15 protein-coding genes are annotated in these 17,075 nt (G+C 69.8%); 11 read left to right on the top strand and 4 right to left on the bottom strand.

The features are described 5' to 3' along the window. Positions 1 to 12 precede the first annotated feature (12 nt). Entirely contained in the window at positions 13 to 330 is a 318-nt protein-coding gene (locus ACN27J_RS09820) for a DUF2087 domain-containing protein (RefSeq protein WP_421365333.1), read from the bottom strand. A 432-nt stretch (positions 331 to 762) separates the two neighbouring features. Between ACN27J_RS09820 and ACN27J_RS09815 the strand changes: the two genes are divergently transcribed. After that, complete coding sequence (locus tag ACN27J_RS09815) at positions 763 to 1,380, top strand: C39 family peptidase (RefSeq protein ID WP_421365331.1); 618 nt, start codon at positions 763 to 765, stop codon at positions 1,378 to 1,380. 68 nt (positions 1,381 to 1,448) lie between these two features. On the opposite strand, the gene ACN27J_RS09810 is transcribed toward ACN27J_RS09815, so the two are convergent. Next, complete coding sequence (locus tag ACN27J_RS09810; RefSeq protein WP_421365330.1) at positions 1,449 to 2,219, bottom strand: FadR/GntR family transcriptional regulator; 771 nt, start codon at positions 2,217 to 2,219, stop codon at positions 1,449 to 1,451. Positions 2,220 to 2,362: 143 nt separating this feature from the next. Here ACN27J_RS09810 and ACN27J_RS09805 point away from each other — a divergent pair, with 143 nt between their 5' ends. The 6 genes from ACN27J_RS09805 to ACN27J_RS09780 are packed head-to-tail and all read left to right on the top strand — an operon-like array spanning position 2,363 to position 8,422. Beyond that, positions 2,363 to 3,631, top strand: a complete 1,269-nt coding sequence (locus ACN27J_RS09805; protein ID WP_421365328.1) for an ABC transporter substrate-binding protein — start codon at positions 2,363 to 2,365, stop codon at positions 3,629 to 3,631. A 4-nt stretch (positions 3,632 to 3,635) separates the two neighbouring features. Next, entirely contained in the window at positions 3,636 to 4,514 is an 879-nt protein-coding gene (locus tag ACN27J_RS09800; protein WP_421365327.1) for a carbohydrate ABC transporter permease, read from the top strand. After that, entirely contained in the window at positions 4,514 to 5,341 is an 828-nt protein-coding gene (locus ACN27J_RS09795; RefSeq protein ID WP_421365325.1) for a carbohydrate ABC transporter permease, read from the top strand. Before ACN27J_RS09800 ends, ACN27J_RS09795 begins: the two co-directional genes overlap by 1 nt. Before the next feature lies 1 nt (position 5,342). Continuing rightward, positions 5,343 to 6,581 (top strand): mandelate racemase/muconate lactonizing enzyme family protein, encoded by a 1,239-nt coding sequence (locus tag ACN27J_RS09790; RefSeq protein ID WP_421365323.1) that lies wholly within the window; start codon positions 5,343 to 5,345, stop codon positions 6,579 to 6,581. Between the two features lie 54 nt (positions 6,582 to 6,635). Continuing rightward, a complete protein-coding gene (locus ACN27J_RS09785; RefSeq protein ID WP_421365321.1) occupies positions 6,636 to 7,664 on the top strand; it encodes a zinc-dependent alcohol dehydrogenase in 1,029 nt (342 codons plus the stop codon). Continuing rightward, positions 7,661 to 8,422, top strand: a complete 762-nt coding sequence (locus ACN27J_RS09780) for an SDR family oxidoreductase (protein WP_421365320.1) — start codon at positions 7,661 to 7,663, stop codon at positions 8,420 to 8,422. The genes ACN27J_RS09785 and ACN27J_RS09780 overlap by 4 nt, the downstream gene beginning before the upstream one ends. On the opposite strand, the gene ACN27J_RS09775 is transcribed toward ACN27J_RS09780, so the two are convergent. Then, a complete protein-coding gene (locus tag ACN27J_RS09775) occupies positions 8,371 to 9,648 on the bottom strand; it encodes an RNA-guided endonuclease InsQ/TnpB family protein (protein WP_421365318.1) in 1,278 nt (425 codons plus the stop codon). The genes ACN27J_RS09780 and ACN27J_RS09775 overlap by 52 nt on opposite strands. A 155-nt stretch (positions 9,649 to 9,803) precedes the next feature. Here ACN27J_RS09775 and ACN27J_RS09770 point away from each other — a divergent pair, with 155 nt between their 5' ends. From ACN27J_RS09770 to ACN27J_RS09760, 3 genes are all read left to right on the top strand, one after another. Further along, a complete protein-coding gene (locus tag ACN27J_RS09770; RefSeq protein WP_421365316.1) occupies positions 9,804 to 10,826 on the top strand; it encodes an aldo/keto reductase in 1,023 nt (340 codons plus the stop codon). 217 nt (positions 10,827 to 11,043) lie between these two features. After that, complete coding sequence (locus ACN27J_RS09765) at positions 11,044 to 13,431, top strand: RICIN domain-containing protein (protein WP_421365313.1); 2,388 nt, start codon at positions 11,044 to 11,046, stop codon at positions 13,429 to 13,431. A 126-nt stretch (positions 13,432 to 13,557) separates the two neighbouring features. Beyond that, positions 13,558 to 14,676 (top strand): hypothetical protein, encoded by a 1,119-nt coding sequence (locus tag ACN27J_RS09760; protein WP_421365312.1) that lies wholly within the window; start codon positions 13,558 to 13,560, stop codon positions 14,674 to 14,676. A gap of 22 nt (positions 14,677 to 14,698) precedes the next feature. On the opposite strand, the gene ACN27J_RS09755 is transcribed toward ACN27J_RS09760, so the two are convergent. Then, positions 14,699 to 15,685: an intradiol ring-cleavage dioxygenase gene (locus tag ACN27J_RS09755; protein ID WP_421365310.1), complete on the bottom strand. Its 987-nt coding sequence runs from the start codon at positions 15,683 to 15,685 to the stop codon at positions 14,699 to 14,701. A 137-nt stretch (positions 15,686 to 15,822) separates the two neighbouring features. On the opposite strand from ACN27J_RS09755, the gene ACN27J_RS09750 reads away from it, so the two are divergent. Continuing rightward, positions 15,823 to 17,061: a hypothetical protein gene (locus tag ACN27J_RS09750; protein ID WP_421365308.1), complete on the top strand. Its 1,239-nt coding sequence runs from the start codon at positions 15,823 to 15,825 to the stop codon at positions 17,059 to 17,061. Positions 17,062 to 17,075: the final 14 nt, after the last annotated feature.

Genomic DNA, 17,075 nt, shown 5'->3' with positions numbered 1-17,075 from the left:
CGGCCGGTCGGCTCAGCTCAGGCCCATCGACTCCACGTACCGCTCGGCGGTGTTCGGGTACGGCAACGCCAGCGCGTTGCGGCAGTACCGGCCGTCGGCCCGAGCCATCAGCTCGGCTTCGATCAGGTATCGGCGGACCGTTACGTGGTCCACCGCACCGCCATCACACCAGCGGCGTAACCGTTCGTCGACTGTCGACTCGTCGTAGACCACGTCGCGTTCGAAACACGCCTGCGCGATGTGCGCCAGCACCGCGCGGCGGCGCGCCTGCCGGGCCGGCAACGAGACGAGACGCCCCTCGCGGATAAACGGGCTCAACTCGGCGCTCATGCCGCCGGACGGTACGCAACCCGCCGCCATGGTCGCCATCGGTTTTCGTGTGGACGCAGGACACCGATGGGGCATCAGGCACCGTTTGCGAGGTTCAGCGAGGCGGGGCGGGCGGGTGGCTGAGGTGCCGGGCGCGGGGGAACATCGGCCGGCCGGGCGGCGTTGGATCCCGGCGTTGGACCGAGTAGGCGAGCGCCCGTGGTGCGGGGTCGCCCGGTCTGCCCGGTGCGGAATGCCGGGCACCCCCGGATGGTTGTATCCGGTGCGCCGGTGAGACCGCCTCCCGCCTGGACCGGTGGGTGTGCGCAGGTCGGAGCGCATCATTTGAGTTCGACTTTTTTGTGCGTGTTCTGTTCTGTCCCGTTCGTGACCGGTCATCGACCCGGTGTGGTCTGGCGTCCGGTTCATTCCCCTCGGAACGGAGATTCTGCTATGAACACGATCTTCCGTAATTCTTTGCTGTCGGTTGCTGGTGTGTTGACCGCTGGTGGTGTGGTGGCCGCTCCCGCCGTTGCGGCGCAGGCGGCTGGTCCGGGTGCCGATGGTGGTGCGCGTGAGGTGCGGGTGCAGTACGAGGCGCAGCCGAATTTCTACTACTGCGGGCCGGCGGCGACGCGGATCGCGTTGACGGCGCAGGGTCATGCTCCGTCGCAGGATGAGGTGGCGGGCAAGTTGGGGACGACCGAGGCCGGTACGGATTCGGCTGAGGAGACGACCCGGGTGCTGAACGAGGTGACCGGTGGCGACGAGTACGAGACGGTGTCGATCGGTGCGGCCGCGGCGAAGCCGGAGCATGTGGAGAAGTTGAAGGCTGATGTGCGGGAGGCGGTGGACGACGACCGGGCCGTGGTGGCGAACATCATGGGTACGGCGACCGACGTCGACGGGGTGGCGCACTCGTACGAGGGTGGGCACTACCTGACGGTGACGGGTTACCGCGATGGTGGTGACACGGTGAAGATCGCTGACCCGTACTTCGAGGGCCAGGAGTACTGGATGGACCTCGACGTGCTGGCGGACTGGACCGCCAAGCGCGGCTACTCCGCCTGATCGATGACAGGTGTGCTGGCCGGGTTCCCGTACGGGAACCCGGCCAGCGGCGTGTCGGGGACTGGGCCCTACCGTTGCAGCCGGGCGGGCTCGCCGGGGCCGCTGCGGCGGACGAGCCAGGCTTCGGTGATGTGCGTGAACATCGCCGCTGCTGCGCCTTCCGGGTCGTGTGCGGCGATGCGTTCGTAGATCCGTCGGTGGCCGCGGTTGGATGCCACGCACAGGGCGCGCTCGGTCCGGCCCATGTACCGGGCGGTGTTGACGACCTGGCTCTCCAGCGCCCGGATGACGCCTCGGGCGATGCGGTTCCCGGATGCCTGCATGACCGTGTCGTGGAAGGCCCGGTCATGCTCGTGGTACGTGACGTGGTCGTCGACGAGCTCGTCCATCCGCTCGACCAGGGCGTGCAGCCGGTCGATGGTGTCCTGGTCGGCCAGCCGGGCGGCGACGTTGGCCATGTCCGACTCCAGCACGCGCCGGGTCACGACGAGGTCGTCGAGGATCGCCAGGCTGTCGTCCTCCGCGATGGTCGCCCCGAGGACGTGTTCGTCGAGCATGTCCCACATCGACGTCGGCGTGACGATGGTTCCGCTGCCCTGGCGGATCTGTACCAGCCCTTTCTCCTGGAGGATCTTCACGGCTTCCCGGACGACCGTCCGGCTCACCGAGAAGGTCTCGCAGAGGACCGGTTCGGCCGGCAGCGTCGTACCCGACGGGTGCACCCCGCGCACGATTCGTTGCACGAGTTCCGCGGTCACCGCCGTGGCGAGGTTGGCCGGCCGTCGTGTCCAGGCCGGAGGCGTCGAAGCGTTCAAGGCGGTGTGCTGCGTTGCCGTCATCGTTCCCTCCGGGGTGGCCGCCGTGCCACGACCTCCGTGGTCAGTGTACGTCTCACTCTTGACGTCAGACGTCATACGAGTTACGTTCATGTTTCGCGCCCGATGACCGGTTCCGCCGGCCCCCTCTTCGAAAGCGAGCAGCAATGAAGCACCGAGCAGTGGTGTCGGCCATTCTCCTCGCGGGCCTGGCCCTGGCGGGCTGCGGGAGCGCCACCGGATCGCAATCCTCGTCCGGTGACCCGGACGGCAGACTGGTGGTCTGGGACTGGAAATCCGGCGACGCGAGTGCCGCCGCCTACATCGACAAGGCGAAAGCGGACTTCGCCAGCAAACACCCGGACGTCACCGTCGAGTTCGTCACCCAACCTTTCGACCAGTACTACACCCTGCTCGGTGCGGCCATCCAGGCCGGCAAGGGGCCCGACGTCGTTCTGTTCAACGGCGGCGGCCAGATCCGCGACCGGGTCGACGCGCTGCTACCGCTCGACGAGTACGTGGCCGATGACCGGCAGCGGCTGGCCGGGTGGGAGGCGTTCACCAGCGACGGCCGGACCTACGCCGCACCGGTGACCCTGCAGGGGCATCCGATCTACTACAACAAGGCGCTCTACGAGCAAGCAGGGCTCGACCCGGAGAGTCCGGCCACGACCTGGGACGAGTTCGTCAACGACTGCGCGGCGATCATCGAGTCCACCGGTGCCGACTGCCTCGCACTCGGAAACAAGGAAGGCTACGGCATCCAGTTCTTCATGTCGGGCCTGGCGTCCGGAATCCTCACCCCCGACGAGTACGACGCCTGGATCGACGGCAAGCGCGACTGGGAGTCGCCCAACGTCAAGCGGATCTTCCAACTGTGGAAGGAAGCCGGCGACAAGGGGCTCAACAACGAGGGCGCCAACTCGACGGCGATGTTCAACGACTCCTTCGCGCTCTTCCAGTCCGGCAAGGCCGCCCACGTGATCGGGCTGATGTCCGACGTCGGGCACTGGAAGGACTTCAGCGAGTTCCTGGCGGCCGACGAGCTCGGCGTCATGGCCGCCCCGGTGGCCACCGCCGGAGCCGTCCCGAGCCTGCCGTACGACGGGGGCATCGGCTACGGAGTGGCCAAGTGGACGACGGACCCGGATGCCGCCGCAGCCCTGGTCCGCTCCCTGACCTCGACCGAGGCCCTGAACGCCTTCTACGCCGAGGCCGGTGCGATCGCCTCGGACACCACCATCGACGTGTCGCAGGCCGGGCCGGCCGTCGCCGCGATGGTGCCGCAGCTCAGTTCCGGCAAACCCGCCCTGCACGTGGCGCTCTCCTCGCAGACCCTGGAGCTGATGGGCCGACTGTCCCAGCAGCTCCTCAGCGGCTCGGTCACCGTCGACGAAGCGGTGCGGCAGTTGGCTGACTCCGACCAAGCGGGCTGAGCCCATGGCGACACCCGCCGCGCGTCGGGGCGAACGGCTCGCCCCGTACGTCCTGGTGGCGCCGGCTGTGCTGACCATCGTCGTACTGCGGCTGTGGCCACTGCTGCTCGGGGTCAACTTCTCCTTCACCGGCGACGGCGAGCGAGACGGGACCGCGGTCGGCGTCGACAACTACCTCGAGTTGTTCGGTGATCCGCTGTTCCAGACAGCGCTCGGCAACGTGGTGCTGCTGGTGCTGCTCCTTCCGGTTGCCGTGGCGATTCCCGGCCTGATCGCGACGTTCATCTACCTGCGGGTGCCCGGGCACCGGCTCTACCGCAGCGTCTACTTCTTCCCGGCGGTGCTCTCGCCGGTCATCGTCGGCGCGATCTTCAATCTTCTGCTCGCCTTCGACGGCCCGGTCAACGCGGCCCTGTCGGCGGTCGGCATCGGCCGGATCGACTGGCTCGGTGACCCGGACGTTGCCATGTTCACGGTCGTCGGGGTGCACGTCTGGGCGACCTTCGGAATGGCCCTGGTGGTGTTCCTCGCCGGGTTCGCCACCCTGGACGGATCGCTACTGGACGCGGCCCGGGTCGACGGGGCATCGCTTCCCCAGGCCATCTGGCACGTGATCATCCCCAGTCTCATCCGTACCATCCAGTTCGTCTTCGTGACCACGATGGTCGGGATGCTGACCTCCATGTTCGGGCTGCTGTACGTGATGACCAGCGGTGGCCCGGAGGGCTCGACGTATCTGCCGGAGTACTACATCTGGATTCAGCAGGGGCAGATGAACCGGCCGGCACTCGCGTCGGCCGCGTCGACGGTTCTCTTCCTCATCATGCTCGTGGTGGGGATGCTGCAGATCAGCCTGCTCCGGCGGGCGGGGAGGGAGGACTGATGTCCCGCTTCCGGCTGGCCAGATGGGTGGTCGCCGTACCGATGGCACTGCTCGCCCTGGCGACGATCTACCCACTCGTCTTCACCGCGAACGTCGCCTCGAAGACCCGACGCGAGTACATCCTGGACCGGTTTTCACTGGCCGACGCCGTACGCGTGGAGAATCTTCACACAGCGTGGAGCTCGGTCGGAATGGGCCGCTACTTCGTCAACTCGCTCATCGTCGTGACGTTCTCGGTGGTCCTGCTCCTGCTGATCGGGTCGATGGCCGGGTTCGCGCTGAGCCAGCTGCGGTTCCGTGGGTCTTCGATGATCTTCCTGGGCTGTCTGGCGGCGCTCTTCGTTCCGTTCCAGGTGATCATGGTGCCGCTCGCCAGGACCATGGCGGACAGCGGCCTGATCGACACGTACCCGGGTCTGATTCTCGCCTACGTCGCGCAGTTCCTTCCGTTCACCGTCTTTCTCATGACGAGCTACTACCGGACGATCCCACCGGAGATCGTGGACGCCGCCCGGATCGACGGAAACAGCGTGTACGGCGTGTACCGGCGGATCATGCTGCCGCTCGGCACACCGGCGCTGTTGTCGGTCGGCATCCTCGACGCGTTGTTCTGCTGGAACGATGTGCTCATTTCCCTGCTGATGATGCCGTCGGCCGAGAACCGTACCCTCATGGTGGGAGTCACCTCGCTGCGTGGCCAGTACTCCGACGACATCCCCACCTTCGCCTCGGGAGTGCTGATCGCTGCCGTTCCCGTTCTGGTCGTCTATCTCTTTCTCCAGCGTCAGATCGCCGACGGCGTCGCCGCCGGTTCCACGAAGGGTTGACATGCGGATCACCGGCTATCGGACCCTGACGACAGTCCAGGAATGGGGCCGACCTGTCGGCGATGCCAACGGCGTCTTCGCCGACGGCGTCACCTCGGTGCCGATCGTCGTCGTGGAGACCGACGAGGGGATCTCCGGGGTGGGCATGGGGCCGCACGTCGACATCGAGCGGATCTTCCCGGCCATCGACAACGAGGACCCACGCGCGGTGACGGCGCTGTACGACCGGATGCTGCGCCAGGCGTTCAAAGCGGGCCACGCAGGCCCGGTCTTCGGCACCATCGGTGCCCTCGACACCGCGCTGTGGGACATCAAGGCACAGGCGGCCGGCGAGCCACTGTGGCGGCTGCTCGGCGGGCGCGACCGGCGGGTCCCGGCGTACGCCTCCGGCCTGGACATCGGCCTGACCGACGACGAGCTCGTCGCGGAGTACGCGGTCTACGCCACCCACGGCCTGCGGGCGGCCAAGCTCAAGGGCGGCCTCGACATCGAGCGGGACCGGCACCGCCTGTGCCTGGTCCGGGACGTCCTGACCGAGGCGGCGCACGGGCTGCGACCGGGGCTGATGCTCGACGTGAACGAGGCGTGGACCCGCAAGCAGGCCGTCCGGCACGTCTGCGAGCTCGAGCGCACCCTCGATCTCATCTGGATCGAGGAGCCGGTCCGACGGTGGGACGCGGAAGGTCTCGCCGCCGTCGGTCGGGGGATCCGCGCGTCGGTCGCCACCGGGGAGAACCTCACCGGCCTCGAACAGTTCCGGCCGCTGATCGCGGCGGGAGCGGTCGACGTGGTCCAGACGTCCGCGGTCTGGGGAGTGACCCACTTCCTCCGGGTCAGTGCCCTGGCGCACGCCAACGACCTGCCGGTCAGCCCGATCGGCAACAGCCCGGTCGGGCTGCTGCACGCCGCGACGTCGGTGCCCAACCACATGGCCAGCGAGCTGCAGGATCTGCGCCCGCCGCTCGGGATCGCCCTCGACCTGCACGTCGAGGGCGGGGCGTTCGTCCTGGGCGACGCCCCGGGGCTGGGGGTCCGGCTCGACGAGCACGCGATCACATCCTCGGGCCCGCACCCGAGCCCGCCGACCACCGACGGCCCGCACATCCGGCCGGAACGCGCCGGACGACAGCTGCTGGGGGCGGTCGACGGTACCCCGACCGGACCACGGCACCCCGCCGACCACCGACCGGTCGGACCTCCACCCAGCCGCAACGAGGTGTTCCCCACCGCCGCGAGCTGACCGTCCCGCGCGCCTCGGGGCGACCGGAACACCGACCATTGAGAGGGAGGACCGATGCAGGCAGTGGTCTACCGTACCGCTCGTCACCTCGAGGTCGAGGCACGTGCCGCGCGGCCGCCGGGTCCCGGCGAGCTGAGCATCGCGGTGGCCTACACCGGGATCTGCGGCACCGATCTGCACATCTACCACGGGGACATGGACGCCCGGGTCGGCGCGCCGGCCGTGATCGGGCACGAGATGTCCGGACGGGTCGCCGACGTCGGACCGGGCGTCGACGGCTGGTCCGTCGGCCAGGCCGTCACGGTCATGCCCACCCGGTCCTGCGGGCGGTGTGTCGCCTGCCGGCGCGGAAGTTCCCACGTCTGCCACGGGATGGACTTCCTCGGCATCGACTCGCCGGGCGCCATGCAGTCGTACTGGACGGTGCCGGCGGAGCTGGCCCTGCCGCTGCCGGAAGGGGTGCCACTCGACCACGCGGCGCTGGTCGAGCCGGTCGCGGTCGCCGTGCACGACGTCCGGCGGGCAAAGGTGACCCCCGCCGACCAGGTCGTCGTGGTCGGCGGCGGACCGGTCGGTGTCCTCATCGCCACCGTCGCCCAGCTGCACGGCGCGCGGGTCCTGCTCGTCGAACCGGATCCGTTCCGGCGGGCCGTCGCCGGTGAGATCGGGTTCGCGGTGGTCGATCCGCAGGCGACGGATCCGGTGGCGGTGGTGAACGAGTGGACCGACGGCGCGGGCGCGGACATCGCCTTCGAGGTGTCCGGCTCAGCCGGCGGCGTCGCCACCGCGGTCGACGTCCTGACCACCCACGGCCGGCTGGTGATGGTGGCGATCCACGCCCAGCCCCGGACCGTCGACCTGCACCGGTTCTTCTGGCGTGAGCTGGAGCTGCTCGGTGCCCGCCTGTACCGGCGCGACGACATGGTGGAGGCGATCCGGCTGGTGGCCGCGGGGGACATCCCGGCGCGCGCGCTCATCTCGCGGGTCATGCCCTTCGCATCGGTCGACGCCGCCTTCGCGGCGCTGGAGAACGGCGACGGCGTGCTGAAGGTGCTGCTCGACTGGCAGGCGGCGGCCCGGTGAGCGCCGCGTTCGACCTGACCGGGCGGACCGCGGTCGTCACCGGCGCGCGGCGCGGTATCGGCCTGGCCATGGCCGAGGCGCTCGCCCGGGCCGGCGCCGACATCGTCGGTGTCTCCGCCCGTCTCGAAGCGCGCGGCAGCGAGGTGGAGCGGCGGGTACGCGCCACCGGCCGCCGGTTCACCGCGCTGCGGGCCGACCTGGCCGACCGGGCGGCCGTGCGTCAACTGGCCGACGATCTCACCGCTGCCGGTCCGCCGGACATCCTGGTGAACAACGGCGGCACGATCGCCCGCGCCCCGGCCGTCGAGCATCCCGACGAGATTTGGGACCACGTCATCGAGGTGAACCTGACCAGCCAGTTCGTGCTGAGCCGCGAGATCGGTCGGAAGATGGTCGCCCGGGGGTACGGGAAAATCATTTTCACCGCCTCGCTGTTGAGCTTCCAGGGCGGCCTCAACGTCGCGGGCTACGCGGCGTCGAAGTCCGGCCTGGCCGGGCTCACCAGGGCACTGGCGAACGAGTGGGCGCCGCACGGGGTGAACGTCAACGCGATCGCGCCGGGCTACATCGCCACGGACAACACCCGGGCGCTGCGCGACGACCCGGACCGGAACCAGGCCATCCTGACCCGGATCCCGGCGGGCCGCTGGGGGCGGGCTGACGACATCGGCGGGGCCACCGTCTTCCTGGCGTCGTCCGCCTCGGACTACGTCAACGGGATCGTCCTGCCGGTCGACGGCGGTTGGCTGGGCCGTTGACTTCCTCCCCGCCCTGAAGGAACGGGGATTCCCTGGGTCGCCCCAGGGGGTTCCTGCTTCACCGACGACCGCCCCGTCCGAGAGGAGGACTCCCGGTGAGGTCTTACACCGCCTCCACAGGCAATCACGGAGAGCCCCTCCGCGAGGATGTTGCGGGCCGCGTTGACGTCCCGGTCGTGGGCCTGCCCGCACCGGCAGGTCCACGACCGGACCGCCAACGGCATCCGCTCGGCCAGTACGCCACACGCGGAGCACCGTCGGGTCGACGGGAACCAGCGGTCCACGACCACCAGATCGCGGCCGTACCAGCGCGTCTTGTACTCCAGCATGGTGCGGAACTGCCGCCAGCCCGCGTCGGAGATGGCGCGGGCCAGACGGTGGTTGGCGACCATGTTGCGGACGGTCAGGTCCTCGATCACGATCGTTTGGGTTTCACGAACGAGCCGAGTGGTCAACTTGTGCAGGTGGTCGCGGCGGCGGTCGGCGATCCGGGCATGAATCCGGGCCACCGACAGCCGGGCCTTGGCCCGGTTCGCCGAGCCTCTGGCCTTGCGTGCGAGGTTCCGCTGGGCGCGGGCCAGCCGCCGCCGGTCACGGCGTTCGTGCCTCGGGTTGGGGATCTTCTCCCCGGTGGAGAGGGTGAACAGGCTGTCGAGGCCGGCGTCGACCCCCACCACGGCAGTGGACGCCGGGGCCGGCTCGATCCGGTCGTCGCAGAGCAGGGACACGAACCAGCGGCCCGCCGGATCCTGCGACACCGTCACCGTCGACGGCGCCGCGCCCGGCGGGAGTGGCCGGGACCACACGATGTCCAACGGATCGGACATCTTCGCCAGGGTCAGCCGACCGTCGCGCCACCGGAACGCGCTGGCGGTGTACTCCGCCGACCGACGCGACCGCTTCCTCGACTTGAACGTCGGATACCGGGCCCGTTTGGCGAAGAAGTTCGTGAACGCGGTCTGCAGGTGCCGCAGCGCCTGCTGCAACGGCACCGACGACACCTCGCCGAGGAAGGCGAGGTCGTCGGTCTTCTTCCACGCGGTGAGCATCGCCGAGGTGGCGTTGTAGGTGATCCGTTGCCGGTGTTGGGTCCACGCCTCGCTGCGGGCGGCCAGCGCCATGTTGTAGACCAGCCGGACACAGCCGAACGTCCGGGCGAGCTCGGCGGCCTGCCCGGGGGTGGGGTGGAAGCGGTACTTGAACGCCCGCTTCACGGTCCTGGACACAGTCCACAGTCTAGCGATTCGGTCGTGAGCCGTGGGGTCGCGTGTGGGGTGGACGCCGATCCGCCTCGGCGGCGAACCGGCTTTCCCTGACCTGCTCCGCAGGGGTTCCGTTTCCTCCCCGGCCTGAAGGCCGGAGTATCCACGGAAGGACTCTGATGACGGGCGGTACGGAGCACCTGACGTCGGACCGGTCGCTGCCGCGTCGACCGGCGGTACGCCTGACCGGTATCGGCTTCGGCGCGTCCCAGGGCGGCAATCTGCACCGGGTGACGACCGACGAGGAGTTCGCCGCCGCCATCGACACCGCGTGGGACGGCGGTGTCCGGTACTTCGACACCGCGCCGCACTACGGGCTGGGGCTGTCCGAGCGGCGGCTCGGGGCCGCCCTGCGGTCCAGACCGCGCGACGAGTACGTGGTGTCGACGAAGGTCGGACGGATTCTCGTACCGTCGCCGGAGACCGCGGGTTCGCGCGACCCGGAGGGGTTCGACGTCGCCGCGAGCCACCGCCGGGTCTGGGACTTCAGCCGCGACGGTGTGCGCCGTTGTCTGGAGGCGAGTCTGGAGCGGATGGGTCTGGACCGGATCGACATCGCCTACCTTCACGACCCCGACGACCACTGGGAGCGGGCCGTGGCCGAGGCGTTGCCCGCCCTGACCGAGCTCCGTGACCAGGGCGTCCTGCGCGCGGTCGGGGTCGGCATGAACCAGTCGCGGCTGCTTGCCCGGTTCGTCCGGGAGTCCGACGTCGACCTGGTGATGTGCGCTGGCCGGTACACCCTGCTCGACCAGGCCGCGCTGGCCGACCTGATGCCCGCGGCGCAGGAGCGCGCGGTCGGTGTGGTGATCGCCGGTGTCTACAACTCGGGGCTGTTGTCGCGTGAGCGGCCACCGGACGACGCGCTCTACGACTACCGCCGGGCGGCGCCGGAGCTGATCGAGCGGGCCCGGCGGATCGCGGCGATCTGCGAGCGGCACGGTGTCACGCTTCCGCAGGCGGCACTCGCCTTCGCCCGATCGCATCCCACGGTGGTCTCGACGGTGGTCGGCATGCGCAACAGCCATCAGGTGACCGAGACCCTGCGGCGGGCGGACATCGAGGTTCCGGGCGAGCTCTGGTTGGCGTTGCGGGCGGCTGGCCTGACCGGCACCGGTCGGGCGGCCGGTGACGACCGATGACGATTTCCGACCGGGTGCCGGTGCTGTTTGTGACGGAGCGACCGGAGCCATGTTCATCCGATTCGTAGCAAACCGCGAAACAGTTCAATAACATTGACGCTAATCAACGTATGACGTATGCTCTATTTTTCGCAGGGCCCGCCGGGCAGGGCTCCTGTTAGCGCTAACAACCGTCCTGTTCGCGCACCGCACCGTCCCAAGGGTAAGGAGATCCACCGTGTCCAGATCCGCATCCTCCTCGGCGCGAAGCCGGGTGTTGGCCGGAGGAGTCGCGGCGTTGACCGCCGCAGCCGCAGTGACCGTCGTCGCGGCGGCTCCCGCGATGGCGGCCACCACCACCCTGTACGCGTCCCCGTCCGGCACCGGCACCAGTTGCTCCGCCGCCCAGCCCTGCTCGCTGACCTCCGCCCAGTCGGCGGTGCGCTCACTCAACGGTGCAATGTCCGGTGACATCGTTGTGCAACTGGCCGACGGGGTGTACCGGCTGCCGGCACCGCTGCGGTTCACCGCGGCGGACTCGGGCAACAACGGCTACCGGGTGCTCTGGCAGGCGGCGCCGTCGGCGAACCCGGTGATCAGCGGCGCGCGGGCGGTCACCGGCTGGTCGCTGGTCGACTCCGGACGCAACATCTGGCGCGCGAACGTGGGAGCCGGGACCGAAACCCGGCAGCTGTACGTCGACGGTGCCATCGCCACCAGGGCGCGCACCCAGGTCAACCGCGCCGACTTCACCCCCAGCAGCACCGGCATGAGGTTCAGCAACCCCGCGCTCGGCTACCTGAACAATCTGGCCAACCAGAACCGGATCGAAATGGAAAGCGTCGGCTCCTTCACGGACCGGTACTCTCCGGTGCAGAGCATCGCCGGCAACCTCATCACCATGGCGCAACCGGCGTGGAACAACAACAACTTCGGGTACGACACCTTCACCAGCCCGCACCGCGCCGGCCCGCTCTATCTGACCAACGCGTACGAGTTCCTGGACGCGGCGGGGGAGTGGTATCTCAACCGGACCACCGGCGACCTGTACTATATCCCACCCGCCGGCCGGAACATGAACGGCATCAGCGTCGAACTGCCGACGTTGCAGTCGCTGGTGAACCTGGGCGGCACCTACGACGCCCCCGCGCACCATGTGACATTCAGCGGAATCACCTTCACCGGCACCAGCTGGCTCGGACCCAGCAGCAACCAGGGCTACGTGGACCAGCAGACCGGCGCCTACATCGCCGGCAACTGGAACTGGCCCGGCTTCTCCTCCTGCCACAACGGCTGCCCGCAGTTCGAGGCCGCCCGCCCGAACTGGTACCAGTCGCCCGCCGCCGTGCAGATATCCGCCGCCAACGACATCACGATCACCGACTCGCGGTTCGTCAACCTGGGTCAGACGGCGCTCGGTATCGGCAACGACGCCAACGCCCACGCCAGCGGCGTCGGACTGGGCGCCAGCAACATCACGATCGAAAAGTCCGAGATCGCCCGTACGTCGGCCGGTGGCATCGTGGTCGGCGGGGTGCGGGCGGACGCGCACCACCCCAGCGACCAGCGGATGGTGAACCGGGACATCACCATCAGCGACAACCGGATCCACGACATCGGGGTCGAGCACCGGGGCATCGTCTCGGTCCTGACCACCTACGTCACCAACGCCACTGTCTCCTACAACGAGGTCTACAACATGCCGTACACCGGCATGTCGATGGGCTACGGCTGGGGCGCCAACGACGCGGGCGGCAGCAACCACTACGCCGACCGCGGCCTGTACAACTACCAGCCGCGCTACTCGACGCCCACCACCGCGTCGAACAACCGGCTCATCGGCAACTACGTGCACGACGTGATGCAGCAGATGAACGACGGTGGATGCATCTACACGCTGTCGGCGAACCAGGGCGGGCTGATCAGCGACAACTACTGCCTGCGGACCAACGGGTACTTCGGGGTCTACTTCGACGAAGGATCCCGGTACTGGACCGCCCGGAACAACGTCTTCTCGAACACCGGCACGTGGGCCACCGCCAACTACTGGTTCGCCGAGAACATGGGCAACTTCACCGTCACCAACAACTGGTCGACCAACGGCAGTACCAACGTGACGAACGGCGACCGGGGCAACGTCGTCAACAACAACACCACCGTCACCAACGGCAACTGGCCGGCGGGTGCCCGCGCGGTGATGGCCGCCGCCGGACCCCGCACCGGCGGCGGTGACGAACAGACCGTACAGATCGTCGGAGTCCAGTCCGGACGCTGCCTGGAGGTGCCGAACTCGAGCACCGCCAACGGCACTCAGACCCAACTGTGGGACTGCAACGGTGCCGCCGGCCAACGGTGGACCCACACCTCCGCCGGGCAGCTCATGATCTACGGCGACAAGTGCCTGGACGCGAACGGCCAGGGCACCACCAACGGCACAACGGTCATCATCTGGGACTGCAACGGGCAGACCAACCAGCAGTGGACCGTCGACGCCAACGGGACCATCCGGGGCGTACAGTCCGGGCTCTGCCTCGACGCCAACGGCGCCGCAACGGCCAACGGCACGAAGATGATCCTCTGGACCTGCCACACCGGCACCAACCAGCAGTGGAACCTGCGTAGCTGACCCCGGCCGCCGCCGACGTCGGACCGGTGCCCGCAACCGCCGGTCCGACGTCAACGGGGCAGGGCGACCCGCCACCGAGCTGCCTCAGTTGCCACCCGGTGGCGCAGGGTCGTCACACTCGGTGCCATGGCCGACGTGACGAAGCGAGCCGGCGGCGCCGGCATCGAAACGGAGCCGTCCGGACCGCCACCGCTGCTGGACATCTACGTCCTGACCGACGGAACCGTGCTGCACAGCGGTACGGCGCTGGCCGCAGCCGTCGTCGAGCTGGCCGAGGCCGGCTACCTCGACGTTCACGCCGGCCGGTCCAGCGAGTCGGTCACCCTGGTCCGCTCGGCCCGGCCCGGCGACGGTTTGCCGACCGGGCAGCGCGACATCCTGACCGCCCTGTTCGGACAACTCGACGGCGCCGGCCGGGAACTGACCCTGGACCGACCGGGGGACCGTCCGGTCGCGCCACTCATCGTGGCGACCACCCGGGCCCGACTCACCGAGACCGGATACCTGTCGGCGGTCAAGCCCCAGGAGATCTTCCGCCTCCTTAAGGTCGGGTATCTGTTGTTGTGCCTGTTCGTCCTCGTCCAGGTCTTCGAAGGCAGCGGAAACTTCGCCGCGCTGGTGTTCTCCGTCCTGGTCATGGTGCTCGCCGGGAGCCTGCTCGGCCTGGTGCGGTACGCGCTGCCGAAGCAGGTCATCCGCACCGGGACCGGCCGGGCCGCCTCAGCACGCCAGCGCCGCGCCCGTCGCCGGTACCGCCGGTACGGTCGCCACCGCCGGGGCCGCGCCCCGGCCGCCGTCGGCCTGCCCTACGAACTGCTCTGGCTCGCCGGCTCCCAGCGGGACCTGCCCAGCGCGCCGGTGACCCGTCCCGGGTGGTGGCACGACCACCGGCCGGACCCCGCGTCGGTCGCCGACGCGCTGCGGGCGGCGTTCACCGTGCTCGGCGAGGCGCTCGCCCCACCCCGGGCCGAGCTGCTCGCGATCAGCGCCGGCCAACGGACCGTACGGGACCGCGAGATCGACACCGACCTGTTCGACCCGGCCACCTGGGGGCTCACCGAGGTGGACCGACCGACCCTGCATTTCACCGACTGGTGCGCGGCGGAGGGCAGCGGCGGAACCGGTGACGGTAGCGGTGGTGGCGACGGTGCCGGTGGGAGCGACGGCGGCGGTGACGGTGGCGGTGGCGGTGGCGGTGGCACCGGTGGCTCCGGCGGGGGCGACGGAGGTGGCGGGGGCGGCTGACCCGGCGGCAGCACGTGGCAGGTCAGGACGGCATGCCGCTCGGCGGCGCCCCGCCGGGACCGCCTCCGGCCGGTCCACCACCCGCCGGCCCACCGGACGGGCCGCCACCGCCTGGAGCCGCGCCGCCGCCGGTCGGCTCCGTCGTCGTGTCGACCGGCACCACCAACGTCGCCGCGTAGCCGGCCGAGACGTCCCCGGTCACGGTGGCCAGCTGGCTCGCCCCGCCGTCGTCGCCGAAGACGTTGTCGGTGTCGAGGCTGAGCTGGGCGAGGTTGGTGACCGATGATTCGTAGCCGGGTTCGGCGTACACGGTGTCGCAGACATTCTGGGGGAGGGCGACCTGGGAGGTGGCGATGGCGTTGCCGGCGTCGGTGATGCTGGCCTCGTCGGGGTAGACCTCGAAGTGGATGTGCGGCCAGCGGCCGGTGTAGCAGGCGGGGAAGATGGTGGTGAAGGTGACCTTGCCGTCGGTGTCGGTGATCTGCACGCCGCGGAGGTAGTTCTGGTCGGTGACGCCTTCGGAGTACATGGAGTAGCGGCCTTCGCGGTCGCAGTGCCAGACGTAGACGGCGACGCCGGCGAACGGAGTGCCGCCGTTGGCCAGGTCGGTGACGGTGAGTTCCAGGGTCAGCGGCACTCCTTCGGCCGTACCGCTGGACTCGCCGAAGCTGGAGCGGATGTCGCTGCGGACGACACCGCTCTGTTCGAGGACGTCGGGCCCGTTGGAGCCGTCACCGGGGTACGGCCCGGCGGTCTCGTCCGGGATCTCGCCGGTCGCCGCAGCGGTCGCGGCCGCCGCCGAGGTGCCGCCGCTGGCGCCCGTGTTCGCGCTGCAGGCGGCGAGGCCCAGGGTCGCGGCCCCCAGGCCGAACGCCCGCAGCACCTGCCGGCGACCCAGCAGGGTGCCGAGGTCGAAGCCGAGGCCCTGGTCGACGATTTCCTCGTCCGGCCTGGGCAACGGGCGGCCCTGGTAGCGCGGGGTGGTGTCCCGGCGGGAGTCGCGTCGCATCCGGTTCTCCGTTCGTGCAGATGGCTCACTGTCAGGTGTCGTGCGTATCTGCGACCAACCCTCACCACCGTTGCCCGCAGCCCGCTGGATCCCAGCTGGGAGTTGGCTGTGCCAGTCGGTACGCGAGGATGGGGAACGTGACGACGATGGCGGTACGGGACAGGGTCGAGGCGACGCTGCGGGCGTGGGACGGCTACGAGCGCCGACGTGGCGCCACCCCGGTGATCGACTACGACTGCGCGCCGCTCGACCCGGCCGCTCCACCGCCCACCCCCGCAACCAGCAGGTTCGCCGTACTGGCCGAACTGACCGCCGTCTCCGACAAACTGGCCGCCGTCTCCGACGAGCCGGACTGCCGGGCCGACGACCGGCTGCGGGCCCGGATCGACGCGGACATCACCTACCTGCGGGCCATGCTCGGCGAGCGGCTGCCGCTGACCGACTACATCCGGCGGACCCAGGGCTGCGGCGCGGCGGGCTGGCCGGACGACCACCTGGCGGCGGTCGGCGACCGGGCCCGGACCAGCCTGGCCGACCTCGGGGTGGACTGGGACGACCGACTCCCCGGCCAACTGGCCCGCGCCGAAGGCGTCCTGCGCCGCCAGGACGTCCCGGACGCCATCGAGCAGGCGGCGGCCGACCTGGAACCCCTCGTACGGGCGGCGACCGGCACCACCGCGCCGTACCAGTTGACGATCGAACGGGTCGACGTCGACGCCTACTGGTCGTACTGGCTGGACGGGGCCGGCACCGCCGCCCGGCTGCGACTGAACCGGCAGCGCGCCGAGTTCACCGAGACGCAGGCCCGGGTGTTCGCGCTGCACGAGGTGCTCGGCCACGCCCTGCAGTCGGCCAGCTGGTACGCCCGATGGTCTACCGTGGACGATGGTGCCGTACGCCTGCTGTCGGTGCACACGAACACGCAGGTGCTGCTGGAGGGCTTGGCGCAGGCGCTGCCGCTGTTCGTCATCGGCGACGACCCGGCGGCGGTGGCGCGGGTGCGGCTGACGCACTACACCCAACTGGTCCGGGCCGGGCTGCACCGGGCGATCGACGACGGCGTGCCGGTCGCCGACTGCGTGGCGTGGGCCCGGCAGCGGGTGCCGTTCTGGTCCGACGAGGAGATCGGCGACGCGCTGACCGACCGTGGCGTCGACCCGCAGCTGCGGTCGTACCTGTGGGCGTACCCGGCCGGCGTCGACTGGTTCGTGGCGCTCGCCGACCGGGGCGACCCACAGACCCGTACGGCGGTGCTGCGGGCCGCGTACCAGGGCCCGTTGGCCCCGGCCGACCTGACGGCACTCTGGCCGACCGGCCCGACCATCGGCGGCACAGGTCACCCCGATGCCGTCGACAGGGTGGCACGGCACGTATGATCGGCTAATTATCC

It is taken from the genome of Solwaraspora sp. WMMB762 (assembly GCF_049179115.1).
Taxonomy (GTDB): Bacteria; Actinomycetota; Actinomycetes; order Mycobacteriales; family Micromonosporaceae; genus Micromonospora_E.
The sequence above is the reverse complement of the archived record's forward strand: the minus strand, read 5'-3'. Positions and strand labels throughout refer to the sequence as shown.

What these genes read in the sequence shown, in the direction of transcription:
- ACN27J_RS09770 (WP_421365316.1), top strand. Translation starts at nt 9,804, where the DNA reads ATGACGGGCGGTACGGAGCACCTGACGTCGGACCGGTCGCTGCCGCGT.
- ACN27J_RS09800 (WP_421365327.1), top strand. Translation starts at nt 3,636, where the DNA reads ATGGCGACACCCGCCGCGCGTCGGGGCGAACGGCTCGCCCCGTACGTC.
- ACN27J_RS09760 (WP_421365312.1), top strand. Translation starts at nt 13,558, where the DNA reads ATGGCCGACGTGACGAAGCGAGCCGGCGGCGCCGGCATCGAAACGGAG.
- ACN27J_RS09795 (WP_421365325.1), top strand. Translation starts at nt 4,514, where the DNA reads ATGTCCCGCTTCCGGCTGGCCAGATGGGTGGTCGCCGTACCGATGGCA.
- ACN27J_RS09820 (WP_421365333.1), bottom strand. Translation starts at nt 330, where the DNA reads ATGAGCGCCGAGTTGAGCCCGTTTATCCGCGAGGGGCGTCTCGTCTCG.
- ACN27J_RS09805 (WP_421365328.1), top strand. Translation starts at nt 2,363, where the DNA reads ATGAAGCACCGAGCAGTGGTGTCGGCCATTCTCCTCGCGGGCCTGGCC.
- ACN27J_RS09785 (WP_421365321.1), top strand. Translation starts at nt 6,636, where the DNA reads ATGCAGGCAGTGGTCTACCGTACCGCTCGTCACCTCGAGGTCGAGGCA.
- ACN27J_RS09815 (WP_421365331.1), top strand. Translation starts at nt 763, where the DNA reads ATGAACACGATCTTCCGTAATTCTTTGCTGTCGGTTGCTGGTGTGTTG.
- ACN27J_RS09755 (WP_421365310.1), bottom strand. Translation starts at nt 15,685, where the DNA reads ATGCGACGCGACTCCCGCCGGGACACCACCCCGCGCTACCAGGGCCGC.
- ACN27J_RS09790 (WP_421365323.1), top strand. Translation starts at nt 5,343, where the DNA reads ATGCGGATCACCGGCTATCGGACCCTGACGACAGTCCAGGAATGGGGC.
- ACN27J_RS09810 (WP_421365330.1), bottom strand. Translation starts at nt 2,219, where the DNA reads ATGACGGCAACGCAGCACACCGCCTTGAACGCTTCGACGCCTCCGGCC.